This window comes from Limnohabitans sp. (assembly GCF_040400975.1).
GTDB lineage: Bacteria > Pseudomonadota > Gammaproteobacteria > Burkholderiales > Burkholderiaceae_C > Limnohabitans_A.
The window spans coordinates 1-18,996 of sequence record NZ_JBBAPF010000037.1; the positions used below are offsets into that span (position 1 = coordinate 1).

At 60.8% G+C, this 18,996-nt stretch carries 18 protein-coding genes; 8 read left to right on the top strand and 10 right to left on the bottom strand.

Features of this window, described 5'->3' with window-relative positions; translation table 11 throughout:
- Nucleotides 1-2: 2 nt before the first annotated feature.
- The 3 genes from ABWQ00_RS14705 (at nucleotide 3) to bktB (ending at nucleotide 3,368) form a co-directional block, all read left to right on the top strand.
- Nucleotides 3-1,241 (top strand): c-type cytochrome, encoded by a 1,239-nt coding sequence (locus ABWQ00_RS14705; protein ID WP_502908151.1) that lies wholly within the window; start codon nucleotides 3-5, stop codon nucleotides 1,239-1,241.
- Between the two features lie 64 nt (nucleotides 1,242-1,305).
- The gene (locus tag ABWQ00_RS14710) at nucleotides 1,306-2,061 is read left to right on the top strand and encodes an SDR family NAD(P)-dependent oxidoreductase (RefSeq protein WP_353239409.1); all 756 of its coding nucleotides are present in this window, start codon (nucleotides 1,306-1,308) and stop codon (nucleotides 2,059-2,061) included.
- Nucleotides 2,062-2,183: 122 nt separating this feature from the next.
- Nucleotides 2,184-3,368: a beta-ketothiolase BktB gene (gene bktB, locus ABWQ00_RS14715; RefSeq protein ID WP_353239410.1), complete on the top strand. Its 1,185-nt coding sequence runs from the start codon at nucleotides 2,184-2,186 to the stop codon at nucleotides 3,366-3,368.
- 91 nt (nucleotides 3,369-3,459) lie between these two features.
- On the opposite strand, the gene ABWQ00_RS14720 is transcribed toward bktB, so the two are convergent.
- From ABWQ00_RS14720 to ABWQ00_RS14735, 4 genes are all read right to left on the bottom strand, one after another.
- Complete coding sequence (locus ABWQ00_RS14720; protein WP_353239411.1) at nucleotides 3,460-4,212, bottom strand: 2OG-Fe dioxygenase family protein; 753 nt, start codon at nucleotides 4,210-4,212, stop codon at nucleotides 3,460-3,462.
- Between the two features lie 91 nt (nucleotides 4,213-4,303).
- The gene (locus tag ABWQ00_RS14725) at nucleotides 4,304-5,323 is read right to left on the bottom strand and encodes a methionine synthase (RefSeq protein ID WP_353239412.1); all 1,020 of its coding nucleotides are present in this window, start codon (nucleotides 5,321-5,323) and stop codon (nucleotides 4,304-4,306) included.
- A gap of 25 nt (nucleotides 5,324-5,348) precedes the next feature.
- Entirely contained in the window at nucleotides 5,349-6,368 is a 1,020-nt protein-coding gene (locus ABWQ00_RS14730; RefSeq protein ID WP_353239413.1) for an LLM class flavin-dependent oxidoreductase, read from the bottom strand.
- Nucleotides 6,369-6,392: 24 nt separating this feature from the next.
- Nucleotides 6,393-8,108, bottom strand: a complete 1,716-nt coding sequence (locus tag ABWQ00_RS14735) for a long-chain fatty acid--CoA ligase (protein WP_353239414.1) — start codon at nucleotides 8,106-8,108, stop codon at nucleotides 6,393-6,395.
- A 189-nt stretch (nucleotides 8,109-8,297) separates the two neighbouring features.
- Here ABWQ00_RS14735 and ABWQ00_RS14740 point away from each other — a divergent pair, with 189 nt between their 5' ends.
- Nucleotides 8,298-8,921, top strand: coding sequence for a response regulator (locus ABWQ00_RS14740; RefSeq protein ID WP_353239415.1), 624 nt, complete (start codon nucleotides 8,298-8,300; stop codon nucleotides 8,919-8,921).
- A gap of 69 nt (nucleotides 8,922-8,990) precedes the next feature.
- On the opposite strand, the gene ettA is transcribed toward ABWQ00_RS14740, so the two are convergent.
- From ettA to ABWQ00_RS14765, 5 genes are all read right to left on the bottom strand, one after another.
- A complete protein-coding gene (gene ettA / locus ABWQ00_RS14745; RefSeq protein WP_353239416.1) occupies nucleotides 8,991-10,652 on the bottom strand; it encodes an energy-dependent translational throttle protein EttA in 1,662 nt (553 codons plus the stop codon).
- 84 nt (nucleotides 10,653-10,736) lie between these two features.
- Nucleotides 10,737-11,669, bottom strand: coding sequence for a 3'-5' exonuclease (locus ABWQ00_RS14750; protein WP_353239417.1), 933 nt, complete (start codon nucleotides 11,667-11,669; stop codon nucleotides 10,737-10,739).
- Between the two features lie 133 nt (nucleotides 11,670-11,802).
- Nucleotides 11,803-12,252, bottom strand: a complete 450-nt coding sequence (locus tag ABWQ00_RS14755; protein WP_353239418.1) for a putative toxin-antitoxin system toxin component, PIN family — start codon at nucleotides 12,250-12,252, stop codon at nucleotides 11,803-11,805.
- Complete coding sequence (locus ABWQ00_RS14760) at nucleotides 12,249-12,581, bottom strand: AbrB/MazE/SpoVT family DNA-binding domain-containing protein (RefSeq protein WP_353239419.1); 333 nt, start codon at nucleotides 12,579-12,581, stop codon at nucleotides 12,249-12,251. Before ABWQ00_RS14760 ends, ABWQ00_RS14755 begins: the two co-directional genes overlap by 4 nt.
- 160 nt (nucleotides 12,582-12,741) lie before the next feature.
- Nucleotides 12,742-13,749, bottom strand: a complete 1,008-nt coding sequence (locus tag ABWQ00_RS14765) for a Bug family tripartite tricarboxylate transporter substrate binding protein (RefSeq protein WP_353239420.1) — start codon at nucleotides 13,747-13,749, stop codon at nucleotides 12,742-12,744.
- A gap of 333 nt (nucleotides 13,750-14,082) precedes the next feature.
- Between ABWQ00_RS14765 and ABWQ00_RS14770 the strand changes: the two genes are divergently transcribed.
- Nucleotides 14,083-15,912 (top strand): DEAD/DEAH box helicase, encoded by a 1,830-nt coding sequence (locus ABWQ00_RS14770; RefSeq protein ID WP_353239421.1) that lies wholly within the window; start codon nucleotides 14,083-14,085, stop codon nucleotides 15,910-15,912.
- Between the two features lie 69 nt (nucleotides 15,913-15,981).
- Here the strand turns inward: ABWQ00_RS14770 and ABWQ00_RS14775 are convergent, their stop codons facing one another.
- Nucleotides 15,982-16,365: a cupin domain-containing protein gene (locus ABWQ00_RS14775; protein WP_353239422.1), complete on the bottom strand. Its 384-nt coding sequence runs from the start codon at nucleotides 16,363-16,365 to the stop codon at nucleotides 15,982-15,984.
- 156 nt (nucleotides 16,366-16,521) lie between these two features.
- Between ABWQ00_RS14775 and ABWQ00_RS14780 the strand changes: the two genes are divergently transcribed.
- The 3 genes from ABWQ00_RS14780 to ABWQ00_RS14790 all read left to right on the top strand — a co-directional run.
- Nucleotides 16,522-17,487, top strand: coding sequence for a 2-hydroxyacid dehydrogenase (locus ABWQ00_RS14780; protein WP_353239423.1), 966 nt, complete (start codon nucleotides 16,522-16,524; stop codon nucleotides 17,485-17,487).
- A 13-nt stretch (nucleotides 17,488-17,500) separates the two neighbouring features.
- A complete protein-coding gene (locus tag ABWQ00_RS14785; protein WP_353239424.1) occupies nucleotides 17,501-18,049 on the top strand; it encodes a gluconokinase in 549 nt (182 codons plus the stop codon).
- Nucleotides 18,046-18,996 (top strand): L-idonate 5-dehydrogenase (locus ABWQ00_RS14790; RefSeq protein WP_353239425.1); only part of this gene is annotated, 951 nt, incomplete at its 3' end. The genes ABWQ00_RS14785 and ABWQ00_RS14790, both read left to right, overlap by 4 nt.

Consider the following 18,996-nt stretch of genomic DNA (forward strand, 5'->3'; position numbering starts at 1 on the left):
ATTTGCTAGCGCCGTACAAGCCCGCTTCTGGTGCTGCGGTCAAGGCCACCGAAGCCCAAATTGAACAAGGCCGCTACCTGGCATTAGCGGGCAACTGCATGGCCTGCCACACCACCCGGGGCGGCGCACCTTTGGCAGGCGGTCGCCGCATCGACACGCCCTTTGGCGGGGTGTACAGCAGCAACCTCACCCCAGACCCCGAAACCGGCTTGGGCCGCTGGACCCCGCAGGACTTTTGGCAGGCCATGCACCGAGGCCGGTCTGCAGACGGACGCTTGCTCACCCCAGCTTTTCCTTACAACCACACCAGTGTGGTCACCCGTGAGGACAGCGACGCGATTTTTGCTTGGTTGAACACCCTCGCGCCGGTGGTTCAGGCCCAACCTGCCCATACCTTGACATGGCCTTTGGGCACCCAGCCCGCATTGGCGGTGTGGCGCAGCCTGTTTTTTGAGCCCAGCCCTTTCAAAGAAAACAAAGCGGAAAGCGCCGAATGGAACCGGGGCGCCTACTTGGTGCAAGGCTTGGGCCATTGCGCCGCTTGCCACAGCCCGCGCAACGCACTGGGCGCCACTGGCCCTGTGCACGACTTGTCGGGCGGCCTGATGCCAGTGCTCAACTGGTACGCCCCCAACCTGACCCAGGATGCCGAAAGTGGCCTGGCCAGCACCCCCCTGCCCGAGATCGTGCGCCTGCTGCGCACCGGTGCATCCAACACGGCGCAAACCAATGGCCCCATGGGCGAGGTGGTGCAACACAGCCTGCAGCACCTGAAAGAAACCGACCTGATGGCCATGGCGGTTTACCTCCAAACGCAGGCGCAGCGTGCCACGCAAGTTGCGCCCGATGGGGCCCAGATGGCCCGCAGCAGTGCCCCAGTTTCTGCCCAAGTGGCCACCCAAGGGGCCAAGGTTTACGAACGCCAATGCCTGCAGTGCCACGGTGAACAAGGTGAAGGCCTGAAAACCGCCACGGGCGAGGTGGCTTATCCGGCTTTGGCGGGCAACCGTGCCGTGCTGCTGCAAGACCCGACCAACTTGGTGCAACTGGTGCTGTACGGCGGCTACGGCCCGGCCACCCAAGGCCACCCCAGGCCTTTTGGCATGCCACCGGCTGTGCTGGAACTGCATGACCACGACATCGCCGCTGTGCTGACCCACCTGCGCACACAGTGGGGTCACCGGGCTGGCGAAGTCACCCCTTTGCAGGTCAACCGCATTCGAGCGGCGCAAGGCCACTGACGGGGCAGCGGTGCTTGTCAACTGCGGCAACCCCGGGCCACTCAGATGCCCCTAACATGCCAGCATGAAAGATCACCTTTACATCCTGACCGGGGCCTCGCGCGGCATGGGATTGGCCATGGCCCAGCAACTGCTGGCAACGGGCAACACTTTGCTGTGCATCTCCCGCAATGCCAGCCCGCAACTCGCCACCCGCGCCCAAAAATCAGGCCTGGCCTTGATGCAATGGACACACGACTTGGCCGACACGGAAGGCGTCAGTGCGCGTTTGCGAGACTGGCTGCAAAGCCAAGTCCCGGGCCAGTTTGCCAGCGCCACCCTGATCAACAACGCGGGGGTCATCCCGCCCGTTGTGCCGCTGCGCCAATCACAAGCTGCCGACTTGGCCCGAGCCCTGCGCGTGGGCCTGGAAGCGCCCATGGCCTTGAGTGCGGTGTTTTTGGGGGCCACGCAGGCTTGGTCCCTGCCGCGCAAAGTGCTCAACATTTCATCGGGCCTGGGCCGTTACCCCATGGCCTCCCAGGCAGGTTACTGCGCGGCCAAAGCGGGCATGGACCATTTCACCCGCTGCTTGGCGCTGGACGAAGCCCTGCACCCCAACGGTGCCAAAGTCTGCTCGCTCGCCCCCGGCGTGATCGACACCGACATGCAAGTGCAGTTGCGGGGCACCACCAGCGAAGCCTTTCCCGACCAATCGAAGTTTGCGCAACTCAAAGCCAGCGGCCTGCTCAGCAGCCCTGAGCAGGCCGCCGAACAGGTGCTGCGCTTTTTGGCCAGACCTGACTTTGGCCAAACACCGGTGGCCGATGTGCGGGCCTGACTCCGCGTTGACGCCAAAGCCTTGATTGGACTGGTGTCAGGCCGCTGTAGCCATCGCGCCCGACACTGCCCTTTATAGTTCTGCATCGGTTTTTCATTTCTTTTCAATCTGGAGACATTGCCATGAGTCGTGAAGTTGTTGTGGTCAGCGGTGTGCGCACCGCCATTGGTACCTTTGGCGGCAGCCTGAAAGACATCGCCCCCACCGAACTGGCGGCACAGGTGGTGCGCGAGTCGCTGGCGCGTGCCGGTGTGGATGGCCAAGACGTGGGCCATGTCGTGTTTGGCCATGTGGTCAACACCGAGCCCAAAGACATGTATTTGTCGCGCGTGGCAGCGATCAACGGCGGCTGCGCCGAAGGCACGCCCGCCTTCAACGTCAACCGCCTGTGCGGCTCGGGCCTGCAGGCCATCGTGAGCGCCAGCCAATCCATCTTGCTGGGCGACTGCGACATCGCCATTGGCGGGGGCGCCGAAAACATGAGCCGCGCGCCCTATGCGAGCCTGAGTTCACGCTGGGGCATGCGCATGGGCGACACCAAAATGGTCGACATGATGATCGGCGCGCTGCATGACCCCTTCCACACCATCCACATGGGCGTGACCGCCGAGAACGTGGCCGCCAAATACGGCATCACCCGCGAGATGCAGGACGCCTTGGCGCTGGAAAGCCACAACCGTGCTGAGCGCGCCACAGCAGCGGGTTACTTCAAAGACCAGATCATGCCGGTCATGCTCAAGAGCAAAAAAGGCGACGTGGCCTACACCACCGACGAGCACTTCCGCCCCGGTTGCAAGCTCGAAGACATGGCCAAGCTCAAGCCCGTGTTCGTGAAGGAAAACGGCACGGTGACTGCGGGCAATGCCTCAGGCATCAATGACGCGGCAGCTGCTGTGGTGCTGATGGAGGCCAGCGCCGCCAAGGCCCGTGGCGCCCAACCCATGGCCCGTTTGGTGGCTTATGCCCACACCGGTCTGGACCCCAAAATCATGGGTGTGGGCCCGATCTCGGCCACGCATGCTGTGCTGAAAAAAGCAGGCCTCACGGTCAACGATCTGGATGTGATCGAGGCCAACGAAGCCTTTGCTGCGCAGGCCTGCGCCGTGACCCGCGAGCTGGGCCTGGATCCGGCCAAGGTCAACCCCAACGGCTCGGGCATTTCGCTGGGTCACCCGATTGGCGCCACCGGCACCGTGATCACCGTGAAAGCCCTGTACGAGCTGCAACGCGTTCAAGGCCGCTACGCGCTGGTGACCATGTGCATCGGCGGCGGCCAGGGCATTGCCGCGATTTTTGAGCGCATGTGATGCCCTTGGGTCCCGGTGCGTGCGCCGGGATCACCCCCAAAAAGAGCCCGGTGTTTTCACACCGGGCTCTTTTTGGGGGTCAACACATCATTCAGTTTTTTTGCGCAGGTTCGTCCAAAAACCCATCCGAGCGCAACGTGACCACCAGCGTGTCGCGCCAGCCCCCTGGCAGCTCAGGTTGGATGGGGGTGGTCTCATGGATCACGCGGCTGTCGTCGAGCAACAGCACCGACCAAGGCTCATTCAGGGTAAAGCGCTGGCCTCGGGGGCTGTCCATGTCAAACACGCGGGTCTCGCCGCCCTTGATGCCGTGGCGTCCGATCATGAACACCGCCACCCAATTCACGCCGTCGCGGTGTGCGCCCTCGGGTGTGGGGCGGCCAATGCCATCGGTAGTGTCAATGCGGAACTGGTGGGCTTCGGTGTACCAGGTTTGTGCACCCTGCGCGGTGGAGGCGATCGCGCCCAACCAACACAAGATTTTTTGCCAAGCAGCGGTCTGTACCACCGGCGCGGCCATGGGTTCAAACCAGCGCTGCATGCCGCCGTGCAAGGCGTTGTAAGACACCGGCTGCCAATGGGCCCGGTGGGGGGTGGCCTTGACCTGTTGGTCTGTCACTTCAAAACTGGCATGGCGACGCCGACGGTAGCGGCCACCGTCTTTGAGGTACTGGTCGGGGGGCAAATCATCCCAGCTGGACTGCAAAGCCTTCAAAGCATCGATTGGGACTCCAGCCAAAGCGCAAACACTGGCCGAACCCAGCACTGCAAAGCCCTGATCTGCCAGCGTGGCATTCAGCAGGTCAGGTGAGGTCAGGGGCGGCTGCAGCGTTTGTTGGGGCATGAAAGCTTCCGGGATATCGGGGAAAAGCGGCAAGCATAACCCGACCTGCACAGCGCCTTGCCCAAGGGCATTGCACCTCAGGCATCGCGCTTCAGGCGTAACGCTGGCTGGCCAGTTTCGCGCCTTCGGCCAGCGCCTTGAGTTTGGCTTCGGCGACAGCTCGGCTCATGGGGGCCAGGCCGCAGTTGGTGCAGGCAATCAACCTGTTCTTGGGCACGAATTGCAGGGCGCGGCCAATGGTGTCGGCGATTTCTTCAGCGGTTTCGATGGCCGGGTTGGCCACGTCGATCACGCCCACCATCACGTCTTTGCCTTCCAGCAACTTCATCATCTCCATGGGCACATGCGAGTGCATGCACTCCAGGCTCACTTGCTGGATGCTGCTTTTGGCCAAGGCTGGGAACACTTTTTCGTATTGACGCCATTCGTCGCCCAGCGTTTTTTTCCAGTTGTTGTTGGCTTCGATGCCGTAGCCATAGCAAATGTGAACGGCGGTGGTGCAGGTCAGCCCGCGAGCAGCCACCTCCAGCGCCTTAACGCCCCAATCGGCGGCTTCCTCCATGTAGACATTGAACGCCGGCTCATCGAATTGAATGATGTCCACGCCATCGGCTTGCAGCGCCAGCGCTTCCTGGTTGAGCAACTCGGCAAAGGCCATGGCCATCTTGACCTTGTCGCCATAAAAACGGTCGGCCACGGTGTCCACAATGGTCATCGGGCCGGGCAAAGTGAATTTCAACTTTTTCTTCGTATGAGCGCGGGCCAGTTGGGCCTCGAATGCATGCACACGGCCCTTGAGGCGCAGAGGCGCGATGACCTGAGGCACCTGCGCGTCGTAGCGGTTGTTGCGGATGCCCATGGTGACCTTGTTCACAAAGTCGATGCCCTCGACCTGCTCCACAAACCCGTGCACAAAGTGTTGGCGGGCTTGTTCGCCATCACCGATCACGTCTAGGCCCGCGTCTTCTTGGGCCTTGATCCACAGCAGAGTGGCATCGGCTTTGGCTTGCTGCAGCTCAGGGCCCTGGGTAGTCCACTGCGGCCAGAGTTTTTCGGTCTCGGCCAGCCAGGCGGGTTTGGGCAAGCTGCCCGCAATTGCAGTGGTGAACATGTCAAAAATCCTGTGTGTTTAAAAATCAAAAGGCCGAGTTTGCCGCCAATCCAAATTCATGGGCGAGCAACTCGTAAGAGCGCATTTGCGCTGCAGGGTCATGCGTCCAGGTGATGACCACCAACTCCTGCACCTCCAGCCGCGCGGCCAGTTGGCGCAATTTGCGGCCCACCTTAGCGGCAGAGCCAACCAAGGCCCCTTCACGCAGTCGTTCCAGCGCAAACTGCTCGGCTGGGCTGTAGTCACGGGCCGCTTCTTGTGGAGGCAACAGCGCCCCGATGCGGCCCAGGTTGCGGTCCATCTTCCATCGGGCACGGCTTTCAAACAGCCGCAGTGCTTCTTCATCGGTGTCTGCGGCCAAGGCCCAGACGCACAGCGCGGCATGGGGCTTTTGCAGCGCTGGGCTGGGCCGAAAAGTTTCGCGGTAAATCTGCAAGGCTTCGTCTGCACCCTGCCCATCGGTGATGAAATAGGCAAACGCATAAGGCAAGCCCAGATGTGCGGCCAGCTGGGCGCCATAGTCCGAGCTGCCCAGCATCCACACGGTGGGTGCAGACTCTGACAACGGGAAGGCAAACACGTTGTGCCCCGGGTGACCGGGTGGCAGGTTGTGGCCACTCACCCAAGCTTGCATTTCCATGACCTGCTGTGGGAAACGCTCGGACGCGTTGCGGTCGGGGTTGAGCAACTGCGCGGTGCGCCCATCGCTGCCCGGGGCGCGGCCCACACCCAGGTCGATGCGACCGGGGGCCAGGGCGTCCAGAACCCGAAACTGCTCGGCCACCTTGAGCGCCGAGTAATGGGGCAGCATCACCCCAGCACTGCCAATGCGGATGCGCTGGGTGCGGGCGGCAATGGCTGCCATCAAGACTTCAGGGGCACTGCCCACGATGCTGGGGTGGCTGTGGTGCTCGCTCACCCAAAAGCGGTCATAGCCCCAAGCTTCGGCCTTTTGCGCCAACGCCAAGGTTTGCCGGATGGTCGCGTCTTGGCCGCGCCCGGAGGCAGCAGCGGATTGGTCCAGGATGGAAAGTCTCAGGCTCATTCGGGTGTGGATGGGTAGGAGGGCTCAAGCCTTAGCAGGTGCGCCCAAGGCGGCCATTTCGGCCTCTTGCAGTGCCCGCCACATGACTTTGCCGCTGCCGCTCTTGGGCAGAGCGTCGACAAAACTCACGGCGCGGGGCATTTTGTAAACGGCCATGTTCTCACGGCACCAGTCGATGATGTCCTGCTCGGACACTTTGCCTTTGTGGTCTTGCCGTAAAACCACCACCGCCTTGACCGACTCGCCCCGGTAGGCGTCTCGGGTGGCAATGATGCAGGCCTCCTGAATCGCGGGGTGGCGGAACATCAGGGCTTCGACCTCGGCGGGCCAGACCTTGAAGCCACTCGCGTTGATCATGCGTTTCAAGCGGTCGGTCATGAAGAAGTAACCCTCTTCATCCACCCGGCCCATGTCGCCCGAACGGAAAAACAGATGGCCATCACGCTCAAAAAACGCAGCGGCGGTCGCCTCGGGTCGTTTCCAGTAACCCTTGAACACCTGCGGGCCGCTGATCACGATCTCACCGGACTCGCCGGGCGGCAACTCGGCCAGGGTCTCGGGGTCCACAATCCGCGACTCCACGCTCATGAACGGGATGCCCAAACACTGCTTCTTGGGCGCATCAGGCGGGTTGGTGTGCGAGGGGGCTGCGGTTTCGGTCAGGCCATAACCTTCCACATACCGCAGGCCAAACTGGTCCAGCAAACGCTGCGCCACAGCCTCGGGCATGGCGGCGCCGCCACCGCCGATATAGGCCAGGCTGCTCAGGTCATAACGGTCCATGTTCGGGCTGCCCAGCAGGTCGATCACCATGGTCGGGATGTTGGTCCAGTGGGTCACGGCCCATTTCGAGATCAAATGCCCCGCCACATCGCGGTCCCAGCGCGGCATCAGCACCAGGCTGGCCCCCAACAAAATGCTGGTGTGCATGACGCTGACCATGCCGGTGATGTGGAACATGGGCACCACACACAAGGTCACGTTTTCTGGCGTGCCATTGCCCCACAAGCCGCTGGACATGGCGTTGTGCATGATGGTGCCGTGCGTGTGCATGCAGCCTTTGGGCAAGCCGGTGGTGCCGCTGGTGTAGGGCAAGATGGCCAGGTCATCCGTCTTGGCGAGGGGTGACGGCAAGTCCACCCCGGGGGCTGCCATGAGTTTGGCCCAGGCATGCACCTGACCCGAAGCCAGCTCGGGTAAAGCACGCACCGGCAACAACCACGGCCGCCAGGCCTCGGGCATGTCTTCGGGGCCGACGGTATCGGGGTCAAACACATCGGTGAATTGCGTCACCACCAGGTGCTTCAGGCGCTGCTCGGGAGGCAAAGCCTCGCTGGCCTGCGCCAAGTCAGGGGCCAGATCGGCCGTGGTCACGGCCAGTTTTGTGTCCGGGTCGATGATGTAGTGTTTGAGTTCCTCGGTCCGGTTCATCGGGTTGACCGGTACCACCACCGCATCGATGCGCAAGATGGCAAAGTGGCAGATCACCAACTGCGGGCAGTTTTGCATGTCCAAAACCACACGGTCACCGGTTTGCACGCCCAGCGCCTTGAGTTGGCCTGCCAACTGCTCTGCGCTGTCGGCCAGCTCTCGGTAGGTCCAGACCCGACCCATAAAGACAAGCGCCACCTTATCGGGATAGCGCAAGGCACTGATGGCCAAATTCATCCACAAAGAGGTGGCAGGCGCTGACAAGCGGGCGGGCAGTCGGGCGGGCCAAACAACAGCATGGGCAGGCATTCATTGTCTCCTTGTAGTACTCGCCATGTTAATCGTCGCCCCACCTCAGGATGGACCTCTCTTTGTCGCAAGGGGGACCAAGTCAAAAAAGATGATTTAAGAGTTGCTGTTTTGTAAAAAACATTTTTTGAGCGTAACAAAGTGTTATATTTTTTTATGTTTGGCATTTTTGTCATTAAAATACGCCTCATGCAAACACCACACCCCCCCGACACACCTGAAGACTACTGCGGCACCACCTATGCAGCCAAGCTGCTGGGTTTGTCCGTGGGCACCATTCAGACCTTGGTCGAAAAAAACGAACTACAGGCTTGGAAGACGCAAGGTGGCCACCGCCGCATCTCCATGCCCTCCATTCGCGATTACCAAAAAAAGCACAACATGCTGATGAGTCCTCTGGACGGCAGAGAACATCGCCTGCGTGTGTTGTTGGTCGAAGACGATCCCGTCACCCGAGACATGATCCGAGACTTTTGCGGCCGTTCTGAGATGCCCGTCGATTGCACGGCCATGTCCTCCGGTCTCGAAGCCTTGATTGACATGGCGAGCATCCAACCTGACGTGCTCATCGCCGATCTGAACATGCCCGGCGTAGATGGTTTTGAATTGATCAAAACTCTCAAGCATTCGCCACAATTTCAAAGCATGACCTGCTTGGTGATTTCCGCCCTCAGCGCAGAAGAAATTGCTGCCAAAGGTGGCCTGCCCGAAGGCACCATCTTCATGGCCAAACCCGTGAACATGCATTGGTTCAACGGATTTTTCACAGCTTTGATCGCTGGTCGCGGAATCGAGCCATCCGCAATCGCTTAAGGCTTGTCAGTCAATAAAAAACGGACCCCTCGGGGCCCGTTTTTCATGGTCAATGAGCAAGTAAAGGCATCACTTGAGCGCCTTGAAGCGCACACGCTTAGGCTTGGCACCCTCTTCCCCCAAACGGCGTTTTTTGTCGGCTTCGTACTCTTGGTAGTTGCCATCAAAGAACACCCACTGGCTGTCACCTTCGGCGGCCAGAATGTGGGTGGCAATGCGGTCCAAGAACCAGCGATCGTGGCTGATGACCATGACCGAACCTGCGAATTCGAGCAACGCATCTTCCAATGCGCGCAAAGTTTCAACGTCCAAGTCGTTCGAGGGCTCGTCCAGCAGCAGCACGTTGCCGCCTTCAATCAGGGTCTTGGCCAGATGCAAGCGCCCACGCTCACCCCCGGAGAGCATGCCGACCTTTTTTTGCTGGTCACCACCGTTGAAGTTGAAGCGACCGCAATACGCACGGCTGGCCATCTGGAACTTGCCCACGTTGATGATGTCCAGGCCACCCGAGACGTCTTCCCACACGGTTTTGTTGTTGTCCAGGTCATCACGGTTCTGGTCCACAAAGGCCATGCGCACGGTCTGGCCAATCTTGACCTCACCGCTGTCGGGCTGCTCTTTGCCCGCGATCAGCTTGAACAGGGTCGATTTACCAGCACCGTTGGGGCCGATGATGCCGACGATGGCGCCCGCAGGCACCTGAAAGCTCAGGTTGTCGATCAGCAAACGGTCGCCAAAGGACTTGCTGACGTTTTTGAACTCGAACACCTCGTTGCCCAAACGCTCGGCCACAGGAATGAAGATCTCCTGCGTCTCGTTGCGTTTTTGGTAGTCGTGGTCACTCAACTCTTCGAAGCGGGCCAGACGCGCCTTGCTCTTGGCCTGACGGCCCTTGGGGTTGGCACGCGCCCACTCCAGTTCTTTCTTCATGGCTTTGGAGCGGGCGTCTTCGGTGCGCTGCTCGGTGGCCAAACGGGCGTCTTTTTGCTCTAGCCAGCTGGAGTAGTTGCCTTTGTACGGAATGCCGGAGCCCCGGTCGAGTTCCAAAATCCACTCTGCGGCGTTGTCCAGGAAGTAACGGTCGTGGGTGATGGCCACCACGGTGCCCGAAAAACGCTGCAAAAAGAGTTCAAGCCAGTCCACCGACTCGGCGTCCAAGTGGTTGGTGGGCTCGTCCAGCAACAACATGTCGGGTCGCGAGAGCAGCAAGCGGCACAGGGCCACACGGCGTTTTTCACCACCGGAGAGCTTGCCAATGATGGCATCCCATGGGGGCAGACGCAGCGCGTCAGCAGCGATTTCGAGCTGGTGCTCAGACGCGTCACCCGCGGTGGAGATGATGGCTTCGAGCTTGGCCTGCTCGGCGGCCAGCGCATCAAAGTCGGCGTCTTCTTCGGCGTAGGCGGCATACACCTCTTCCAGACGGGCCTGCGCAGCCTTGACTTCGCCCATACCGCTTTCCACGGCTTCGCGCACGGTCTGCTCAGGGTCCATGACCGGTTCTTGTGGGAGGTAACCGATCTTCAGGCCCGCCATGGGGATGGCTTCGCCTTCGATCTCTTTGTCGATGCCGGCCATGATTTTGAGCAAAGTGGACTTGCCCGATCCGTTGGTGCCCAGCACGCCGATCTTGGCACCTGGGAAGAAAGACAGCGAAATGTCTTTGAGGATGTGACGCTTAGGCGGCACGATCTTGCCAACCCGGTTCATCGAAAATACGTATTGAGCCATGTGTAAACCTGAATAGAAAAAAGCGCGGTTACAGCGCGTGCAACCCAGTATTATCCCCGCTTGCCGGGGTTTGAAGGAAAAAAATCAGACCGTACGCTCAGACACCTGACCTGATCGCGAGGAATACTGCACCCGGCTGTCCAAGGCCTCCAATTGCACCCGAGCCGTGCGGCGGCCATACACCTCTTCGCGCAGCCAATCGCACTCGGCGTCCAGCAGATCGTCCGAAGCCAAACTGCACCACCACACCCGACCTTCGCCGTCCCAGCGGTAGCCTCTGGCCTTGAGTTTGTCTTTGGACTCAAACGGCGCGCCCATGGCCCTCAATTTATAACGGGTTTGGCCCATACCGGACAAAAGCCGCAACAAGCCGGTTTGGCCATCGGCCAAGGGCGAAGCCAGTACCTGCAAAAGCGCATGGCAATCCACCTGCGCGCGGTGGGCATCGTAAAACCAGCCCCGCTCTGAGGCCAAAAACTCTAGCTTGGCCGAGCCACTGCCCTCTTTCTTCCAGTCGATGCCCATGAAAGAGCAATTCCAGGACTTGCTGGCGAAAACGGGTAATCGTGCTTCGACAAACGGCCGGTCAAACCCGGCGTTGTGCGCCACCACCAAATCGGCCTCTTGCACCAGTGCGGTCACGGCAGCGTCGTCAATGCGCTGACCCTTCACCATGCTGTCGTCAATGCCGGTGATTTCGGTGATTTGCGGCGGGATGGGCTTGCCCGGGTCTTCAAACGATTCATAAATGGTGACCGGACCCACCGGCAAACCGGTCACGGTGTCCACCAACACCGACAACATGGCCAGCTCGATGATGCTTTCGCTCTTGCTGTCCAGCCCGGTGGTTTCGGTGTCCAGCACGATGACGCGCTGCGTGGCCTTGCCCTGCTGCCCACCATAGTCGGCCACCGGCTGCAAACGGCGCAGCACGCGGAAGTCGGGGTGCTGCGCCAAGGTTTGGGCCATGGCTTCGGGGTCAGCGGGTGTATCGACAGGCGAGTCGAAAAAACTCATTTGATCGGTCTTTTTCATAAGGCGTGATTAAACCGCGGATTCGCACGCATCAGTGCACCCCGATGGCATAGCAGTTTGCGGATTGGAGATTCGAATTTGTTTGGCTCATCGGGCTGCTTGATCTGCGGATTTTCTACCCACGAACAGTGAGAGGGGGCATTGTGCAAAACACTTCCAAACCCACAATGGGACACGAACAGAACCGCTCAAACTCAGCGGCAATGGCCAGCAAATCTCGGTCGCCAGACACCAGTGCATGCGCTTTGCCCGCCACCGCCAAATGCATGAATGGCAAATCCAGCGCATCGCGGCAATGGGGGACTTTAGGAGGCGGCTGCGCGATCCGCACTGTTTCCGTGTAAGGCAAGTAATCGGCCAGCAACTCGTTTTGTTCAGCTGGCGACAAGCGAAACTTGGGATAAGCCAACACGCGGACCAGCTCTTGCGCAGTGGCTGTGCTGACCAGAGGCAGAATCAGCCCTCGCTGCCAAGACTGCCGTAGCTGTCCGGCGGCTGCACCGCGAAACACCAGCGCAGACAAGACGACGTTGGTGTCCAGCACCACGCGAAAAGCAGCACTCATGCTGGAGGCTTGGTTTTTTTGACACGGACCTTCTTCGACTTGACAGGCGTCACCTTGTAGGCTGAAGCAGGCTCGTTAGCCATGGCAGTTGGTGAAGCGGATCTGGGTGCGGGCGCTCTGGCCCATGCTACCGCTGCCGCCATGTCGTCGACTGTCAGATCCAACTCGGCCAATTTGGCACGGACCGCGTCGCTACGCTGTATGCGTACAGGCGTCAAGATGAGCTGACCGCCCCGGGCCTCCACGTCAAAGTATTCGGTCGCCCCTACCGCCTGCGTGAGGATTTTAGGCAGGGTAAGCTGGTTTTTGGCAGTGATTTTGGCAAGCATACTCTTATCCAAAAGTAAGGATTCATTACTTTAATGCAAATCCAACTGCTTGGTCAAACTGAACGCGAGCTCGGGCTCATGTCATCCGTGGGCCACTTTTCGCGTGTGGGGGTGCGCTCCTACAAATGCAGCGCACCCATACTGCGCCAATGCCACTGCATCAGTCCAGCTTGATCCCCAAATCCACCGCCAGCTTGATCCAAACGGGCACTTCGGCTTCCCAGTCTTTGCGGGTGGCCGCCAGGTTTTTGGGCTTGTTGGGGATGGCGAAGGTTTCGCGCAGCTTGGCGGCTTTGTCGGTGTTGGACCAGGCCACCGCTTCATCGGCCATGCGCTTGAGCACGGCTTCGGGCGTGCCGGCTGGCGCCACCAAAGGCAAACCGCCCTCGAGCGTGACCAGTTTTTCGGTGTTGCCTTGTTCGGTGAGCGTGGGCACATCGGGCAGCTTGGGCGATCGGTAACTACCGGTCACGCCAATGGCGCGCACGCCCCGGGTGGACACGGCATTGAAGGCCTGAAAACTGCCCACCGCGATCTGCAACTGGCCCGAGGCCACGTCCAGCCACATCGGCGCTTCACCCCGGTAGTGCACCGACTGGATCGTGGTGCCTTGCTGGCGGTTGGTCTGGTCGGCCAACATGTGGGGATAAGAGCCCGGGGCATAGGTGCCCATAGAGGTGTTGTTCTTTTTAGCCCAGGCGACAAACTCGGCCATGTTTTTGGCTGGGATCTTGTCGTTGATGCCCACCACCAGCGGTCCCGAGGGGAACACGGTCACGGGGGTCAAGTCTTTGTCCAGGTTGTAAGGCAGCTTGGCGTACAAAACGCGGTTTTGCCAAAAAGTGCCCGATGTGCTCATGACGAAGGTGTAGCCGTCGGCGGGGGACTTGGCCACCGCGTCAATGCCAATGATGGCGCCCGCACCGGGCCTGTTTTCAATGACCACCGGCACACCCAAACGGCTACTGAGAAACTCTCCGTAGTTGCGGGCATAGGCATCGGTCAGGCCACCGGGCGGAAAGGCCACCACGATTTTGATGGGCTTGGCAGGCCATGCGGCAGTCTGCGCTTGGGCTGGCCCCATCCAGGCCATGCTGGCCAGACCAGCGGCCAGGGCGGTGGACGCTGTCAAAACATGACGGCGTGAAAGCGGGGTATGAGCGGACATGGGGTTTCCCTGGGTGTTGTTGAAATGGCTGACACCAGTCTAGGGGCGCTAGGCAAATCTTTGAATTGGGGTTTGAACCCATGACACACCCAGGGCAGCGCCGAACAGCCAAAGCGGTGCAGTCATGCGCTGGCTTGGCTTTGTGCGACAATCTATCTCGCTGAGGCCTCCAGTTGCCTCAGCATCAGCACTCCTGCTGGGGCCTGACCCGGGCAACGCTCAAAACAAGCGCCTGCGGTTTCCATGCCCACCTTAAGACCTGTCGACCCACACTGGTCACTGCCAACAGCATTGATTGAGTCGACACCCAGCGCCGGACATGGCGCTCAGAAAATGAACTTTGAAGAATTGAATCTGGCTCCGGCCATCATGCAAGCGGTGCGCGAGCTCGGCTACGACACCCCCACCCCGATCCAAGCCCAAGCCATTCCCGCCGTTCTGGCTGGCCAAGACTTGCTGGCCGGGGCACAAACCGGCACGGGTAAAACCGCCGCCTTCACCCTGCCCATGCTGCACAAGCTGAGCCTGACGGAGCCCGGCCAAAACCGTTTTGGTGGCAAAGCCATCCGCGCCCTGGTGCTCACGCCCACCCGTGAATTGGCCGCTCAGGTCGAAGAATCGGTGCGCGATTACGGCAAATATTTGAAGCTCGACTCCACCGTGATCTTTGGTGGCGTGGGCATGAACCCGCAAATCAGCAAAGTCAAAAAAGGCGTGGACATTCTGGTGGCCACACCCGGCCGTCTGCTGGACTTGCAAGGCCAGGGCTTCCTGGACTTGTCGACCATCGAAATTTTGGTGCTCGACGAAGCCGACCGCATGTTGGACATGGGCTTCATCCACGACGTGAAAAAAGTGCTGGCCCTGGTGCCCAAAGACAAGCAGAGCTTGCTGTTCTCGGCCACCTTCAGCGACGAGATCCGCGAGTTGGCGGGCAACCTGCTCAAGAACCCGCAAAGCATCCAGGTCACGCCCAGCAACACCACCGTGCAACGCATCACGCAGGTGATCCACCCCGTGGGCCGCAGCAAGAAAAAAGACGTGCTGTTGCACATCATCCAAAAGCACGACTGGAGCCAGGTGCTGGTGTTCACCCGCACCAAATTTGGCGCTAACAATGTGGCCGACTTCTTGACCAAAAACGGCGTCAAGGCCATGGCCTTGCACGGCAACAAGAGCCAGACAGCGCGTACCCAAGCTTTGGCCGGTTTCAAAAGCGGCGAGATCCGCGCTTTGGTGGCCACCGACATCGCGGCGCGTGGTATTGACATCGAAGACTTGCCACACGTGGTGAACTTTGAAATTCCGAACGTGTCGGAAGACTACGTGCACCGCATTGGCCGCACCGGCCGCGCGGGTGCCAGCGGCGAGGCTGTGAGCTTGGTGTGTCTGGACGAAGAAGGCTTCATGATGGACATTGAGCGCTTCACCAAGCAAGAAATTCCCGTGCAGATGCTCGAAGGCTTTGGCCCCGAGCCAGGCGAAGTGGCCGAGCCCATCGCCATGGGTCGCCAGACCCTGTGGGGCGGTGCAGGCAAGCCACCAAGCCGTGATGTGATGGCCGCAGCTGCCAAGGCCGCTCGCCAAGACATGATGCAACGCATCCGCGACAACAAAGTGGCCGTGGGCGGTGGTGGTGGCCAAGGCCAGCGCCAAGCTCGCGCTGAAGGCCAAGGCCCAGCGCGTGCACCGCGCAACGGTCCAGCACCCTCACGCCGCAATGGCCCGCCAGGCGCGCCTCGTTTTGAAGGCCAAGGCGATGGGCGCCGTGAGGGTGGCCGTGATGGCGGACGCGGCCAAGAGCAACGCGGCGATCCACGCTTTGACAACCGCGGCGATGGCCAAGGCCGTCCACCACGGGGTCCGCGTCATGACGGCCGTGGACCAGGTCGCGGTCCGCAAGGGGGTCAGGGTGGGCAAGACCGCCACCGCAACGACGGTGACGAGTTGCCACGCCACATCGACCCCCTGAAAACCACGCAGTTTGCGCGACTGGACTTGCCCAACCGCAAGCCCGTGCGCAGCAGCGGTCAGCCTGACCCGACACGCACCAGCATCGACAGCTTGGCCAGCAGCGGCCGCCGTGGCGGTGGAGGTGGCGGCGGTTATGGCGGTGGCAACCGGGGTGGAAACGGCGGCGGCGGACGTGGCTTCGGTCGCTGATCAACCCCCTTCTCCATGAACAGAGCCCGCCAGAAGCGGGCTCTTTTTTTGCCTGATGGACAGGTTGAATCAGTCGCGCACGAACAAGGTCACCAGCGGATCGGGGCCGACTTGGCGGCTCCAGTGGCCGTGCACAGTGGGGTCAAACGTGGCCCCTTCGGGCAGGGTGTCGGCCGAGTAGAAAAATTCACCTGGGCCAAAGGTGCGCGAGCTGCCGTCTTGCAGAAAAATCTCCATCTGACCGCCCAACACAAACAGCCACTGCGGCTTGCCGGTGCAATGGAAGCTGCTGCGAAAACCCACCGGACTTTGGCGCAACTGGCAGGCACTGGCCGCCATCAGGGCCGACAACTGGCTCTGCGGTGTGCCTTCGGTCAGGCTCACCCATTCCTCACGAAAACGGGCACGTCCATCGGTGTCGGTGAAGAGAATGACTTTTTTCAGCTCGGTCATAGTGGGTCTTTATTCCATCCATAAGAAGAAAGGATTGTCGCCGAGCCAACACCCTGCAAGGGTTAATCAGAGGAAAAATGGGGCCACAATGGTGTGATGATCACAGCCAAGGCATGCGTCTGCACTGCCAAAGTCATTCACCCATCAGGCCCATCCATGACCACCAAACCCGATGTACTGGCAGTCGCCAAACTGCACCCTTTTTATCTGCAGGCCCTGCAAACCTTGTACACGGTGCATGACCGCACCCACACCGAGGACCCTGCCGCCTTTGCCGCTTTGGCGCCCCGCATTGTGGGCGTGGCGGGCACCGGCGAAGCGCTGGTGCCCCGCAGCTTGCTGACACAGTTGCCCCAAGCCAAAGTGGTGTCGGTGTTTGGCGTGGGTTACGACGGTGTCGACGTGGATGCGGCCATCGAGTTCGGCATTCCCGTGACCCACACGCCCGACGTGCTGACCGACGATGTGGCCGATCTGGCCATGGGCTTGGTGCTGTCGGTGGGGCGGGCCATACCGCAGGCCGACCAATTTGTGCGCGCAGGCCGCTGGCCATCTGGGCCTATCGCACTGGCGCGCAAAGTCTCGGGTGCGCGCATGGGCATCGTGGGGTTGGGCCGCATCGGCAAAGCCATTGCGCAGCGCGCCCAAGCCTTTGGCATGTCGATCGCCTACACCGCCCGCAGCGAAAAGCCTGACTCGGGTTTCACCTTCTTCCCAAGCGCCCTTGAGTTGGCTGCCCATGTGGATTTTTTGGTGGCGATCACGCCAGGCGGGGCCGGGACCCGGCATTTGATCAACGCCCAAGTCCTGCAAGCACTGGGGCCTCGGGGATTTTTGATCAACGTGGCGCGCGGCAGCGTGGTCGATGAGACTGCCCTGATCGAGGCCTTGCAACAAGGCACCATCGCAGGTGCTGGACTGGACGTGTTTGCCGATGAACCCCAGGTGCCCGAAGCCCTGTGGCGCCTGAACAATGTGGTGCTCACCCCGCACATGGCCAGTGCCACCACCGAAACACGTCAGGCCATGGCCGATCTGGCTTTTGCCAACATGCAGGCGGGCATTTCGGGTCAGCCCTTGCGCACACCCGTGCCCGAGTGCATGGCCCTCCTGAAATCGTGATCGACAAGACGGCATGAACATCCCGCCTTTTCGCCTGATCGTGATGGGCGTCGCCGGTTGCGGCAAGACCACCTTGGCAAAGGCTTTGGGTGAACGCATGGGCCTGGCGATGGTCGATGGAGACGACCTGCACCTGGCCGAGAGTGTTGAAAAAATGCGCGCCGGCATCCCTTTGCAAGACAGCGACCGCTGGCCTTGGCTGGACCGCATCGGAGCCCATTTGAGCGAACCGCACCCGCACGGCCGCGTGGTCGCCTGCTCGGCGCTCAAACGCGCCTACCGTGACCGCATTCGGGCGCAAGCGGGTGAGGTGTTTTTCATCTTCCTCAACGGCGACTTTGAGCTGATTTGCCAACGCATGCGTCAGCGCCAGGACCACTACATGCCATTGGACTTGCTCGAAAGTCAATTTCACACCCTCGAGCGGCCGCAACCCGAGGAAGGCGATGTCATCGAGCTGCCGATCACCGAGGCGATTAACGACTTGGTGTGCTTGGCATGGGCTGCGGCGCAAACACACCGTCAACACCCGGCCCCCTCCACAACCGAGACTTCGCCATGAAAACCGTTGTTTGCCACTCGGCCCAAGACCTGCGCATCGAACACACCCAATTGCCTGCCTTGGGCGAGCACCAGCTGCGTGTGAATGTGGCCTATGGCGGTATTTGCGGCTCGGACCTGCATTACTACCAGCACGGCGGTTTTGGTACCGTGCGCATCAAGCAGCCCATTGCGCTGGGCCATGAAATCTCGGGTGTGGTCGATGCTGTGGGTGCGGGCGTGCGCGGCGTGCCCCAAGGCCAGCGCATCGCCATCTCCCCTTCGCGACCCTGCGGCCACTGCCGTTTTTGCCAAGCAGGCCAGCACAACCATTGCCTCCACATGCGCTTTTACGGCAGCGCCATGCCCTTTCCGCACATCCAGGGGGGCTTCAGTGAGCAACTCGTCATCGAGGGCTACCAGGCCCACCCGATTGCCGACCACTTGAGCCTGTCCGAAGCCGCACTGGCTGAGCCTTTGTCGGTCGGCTTGCACGCCATCCAGCGTGCAGGCAGCGTGCTGGGCAAGCAGGTGCTGGTGACCGGTTGTGGCCCGATTGGCTCTCTCTTGATTGGTGCTTTGCGCCGTGCAGGTGCCGCCCGCATCGTGGCCGCCGACATCGCCGACTTGCCTTTGAAGTGCGCCAAAGAAATGGGCGCCGACGAGACCATCAACCTCAAGACCCAACCCCAAGCGCTGGACACCTACAAGGTGGACAAAGGGCAGTTTGATGCGGTGTTTGAGGCCTCAGGCAGCGAGGCCGCTTTGCGCGTGGGCCTGGACACCATCGTGCCGCGTGGCGTGCTGATCACCGTGGGCATGGGCGGCGACATCAGCCTGCCCATGACGCAACTGGTGGCCAAAGAAGTGGACCTGCGCGGCACCTTCCGCTTCCATGCCGAATTTGCCACGGCCGTGCGCTTTTTGAACGAAGGCCTGGTCAACGGCAAACCGGTGATCACCGGCATC

What these genes read in the sequence shown, in the direction of transcription:
- ABWQ00_RS14775 (WP_353239422.1), bottom strand. Translation starts at nt 16,365, where the DNA reads ATGACCGAGCTGAAAAAAGTCATTCTCTTCACCGACACCGATGGACGT.
- ABWQ00_RS14740 (WP_353239415.1), top strand. Translation starts at nt 8,298, where the DNA reads ATGCAAACACCACACCCCCCCGACACACCTGAAGACTACTGCGGCACC.
- bktB (WP_353239410.1), top strand. Translation starts at nt 2,184, where the DNA reads ATGAGTCGTGAAGTTGTTGTGGTCAGCGGTGTGCGCACCGCCATTGGT.
- ABWQ00_RS14730 (WP_353239413.1), bottom strand. Translation starts at nt 6,368, where the DNA reads ATGAGCCTGAGACTTTCCATCCTGGACCAATCCGCTGCTGCCTCCGGG.
- ABWQ00_RS14785 (WP_353239424.1), top strand. Translation starts at nt 17,501, where the DNA reads ATGAACATCCCGCCTTTTCGCCTGATCGTGATGGGCGTCGCCGGTTGC.
- ABWQ00_RS14710 (WP_353239409.1), top strand. Translation starts at nt 1,306, where the DNA reads ATGAAAGATCACCTTTACATCCTGACCGGGGCCTCGCGCGGCATGGGA.
- ABWQ00_RS14780 (WP_353239423.1), top strand. Translation starts at nt 16,522, where the DNA reads ATGACCACCAAACCCGATGTACTGGCAGTCGCCAAACTGCACCCTTTT.
- ettA (WP_353239416.1), bottom strand. Translation starts at nt 10,652, where the DNA reads ATGGCTCAATACGTATTTTCGATGAACCGGGTTGGCAAGATCGTGCCG.
- ABWQ00_RS14760 (WP_353239419.1), bottom strand. Translation starts at nt 12,581, where the DNA reads ATGCTTGCCAAAATCACTGCCAAAAACCAGCTTACCCTGCCTAAAATC.
- ABWQ00_RS14725 (WP_353239412.1), bottom strand. Translation starts at nt 5,323, where the DNA reads ATGTTCACCACTGCAATTGCGGGCAGCTTGCCCAAACCCGCCTGGCTG.
- ABWQ00_RS14750 (WP_353239417.1), bottom strand. Translation starts at nt 11,669, where the DNA reads ATGAGTTTTTTCGACTCGCCTGTCGATACACCCGCTGACCCCGAAGCC.
- ABWQ00_RS14720 (WP_353239411.1), bottom strand. Translation starts at nt 4,212, where the DNA reads ATGCCCCAACAAACGCTGCAGCCGCCCCTGACCTCACCTGACCTGCTG.
- ABWQ00_RS14765 (WP_353239420.1), bottom strand. Translation starts at nt 13,749, where the DNA reads ATGTCCGCTCATACCCCGCTTTCACGCCGTCATGTTTTGACAGCGTCC.
- ABWQ00_RS14755 (WP_353239418.1), bottom strand. Translation starts at nt 12,252, where the DNA reads ATGAGTGCTGCTTTTCGCGTGGTGCTGGACACCAACGTCGTCTTGTCT.
- ABWQ00_RS14770 (WP_353239421.1), top strand. Translation starts at nt 14,083, where the DNA reads ATGAACTTTGAAGAATTGAATCTGGCTCCGGCCATCATGCAAGCGGTG.
- ABWQ00_RS14735 (WP_353239414.1), bottom strand. Translation starts at nt 8,108, where the DNA reads ATGCCTGCCCATGCTGTTGTTTGGCCCGCCCGACTGCCCGCCCGCTTG.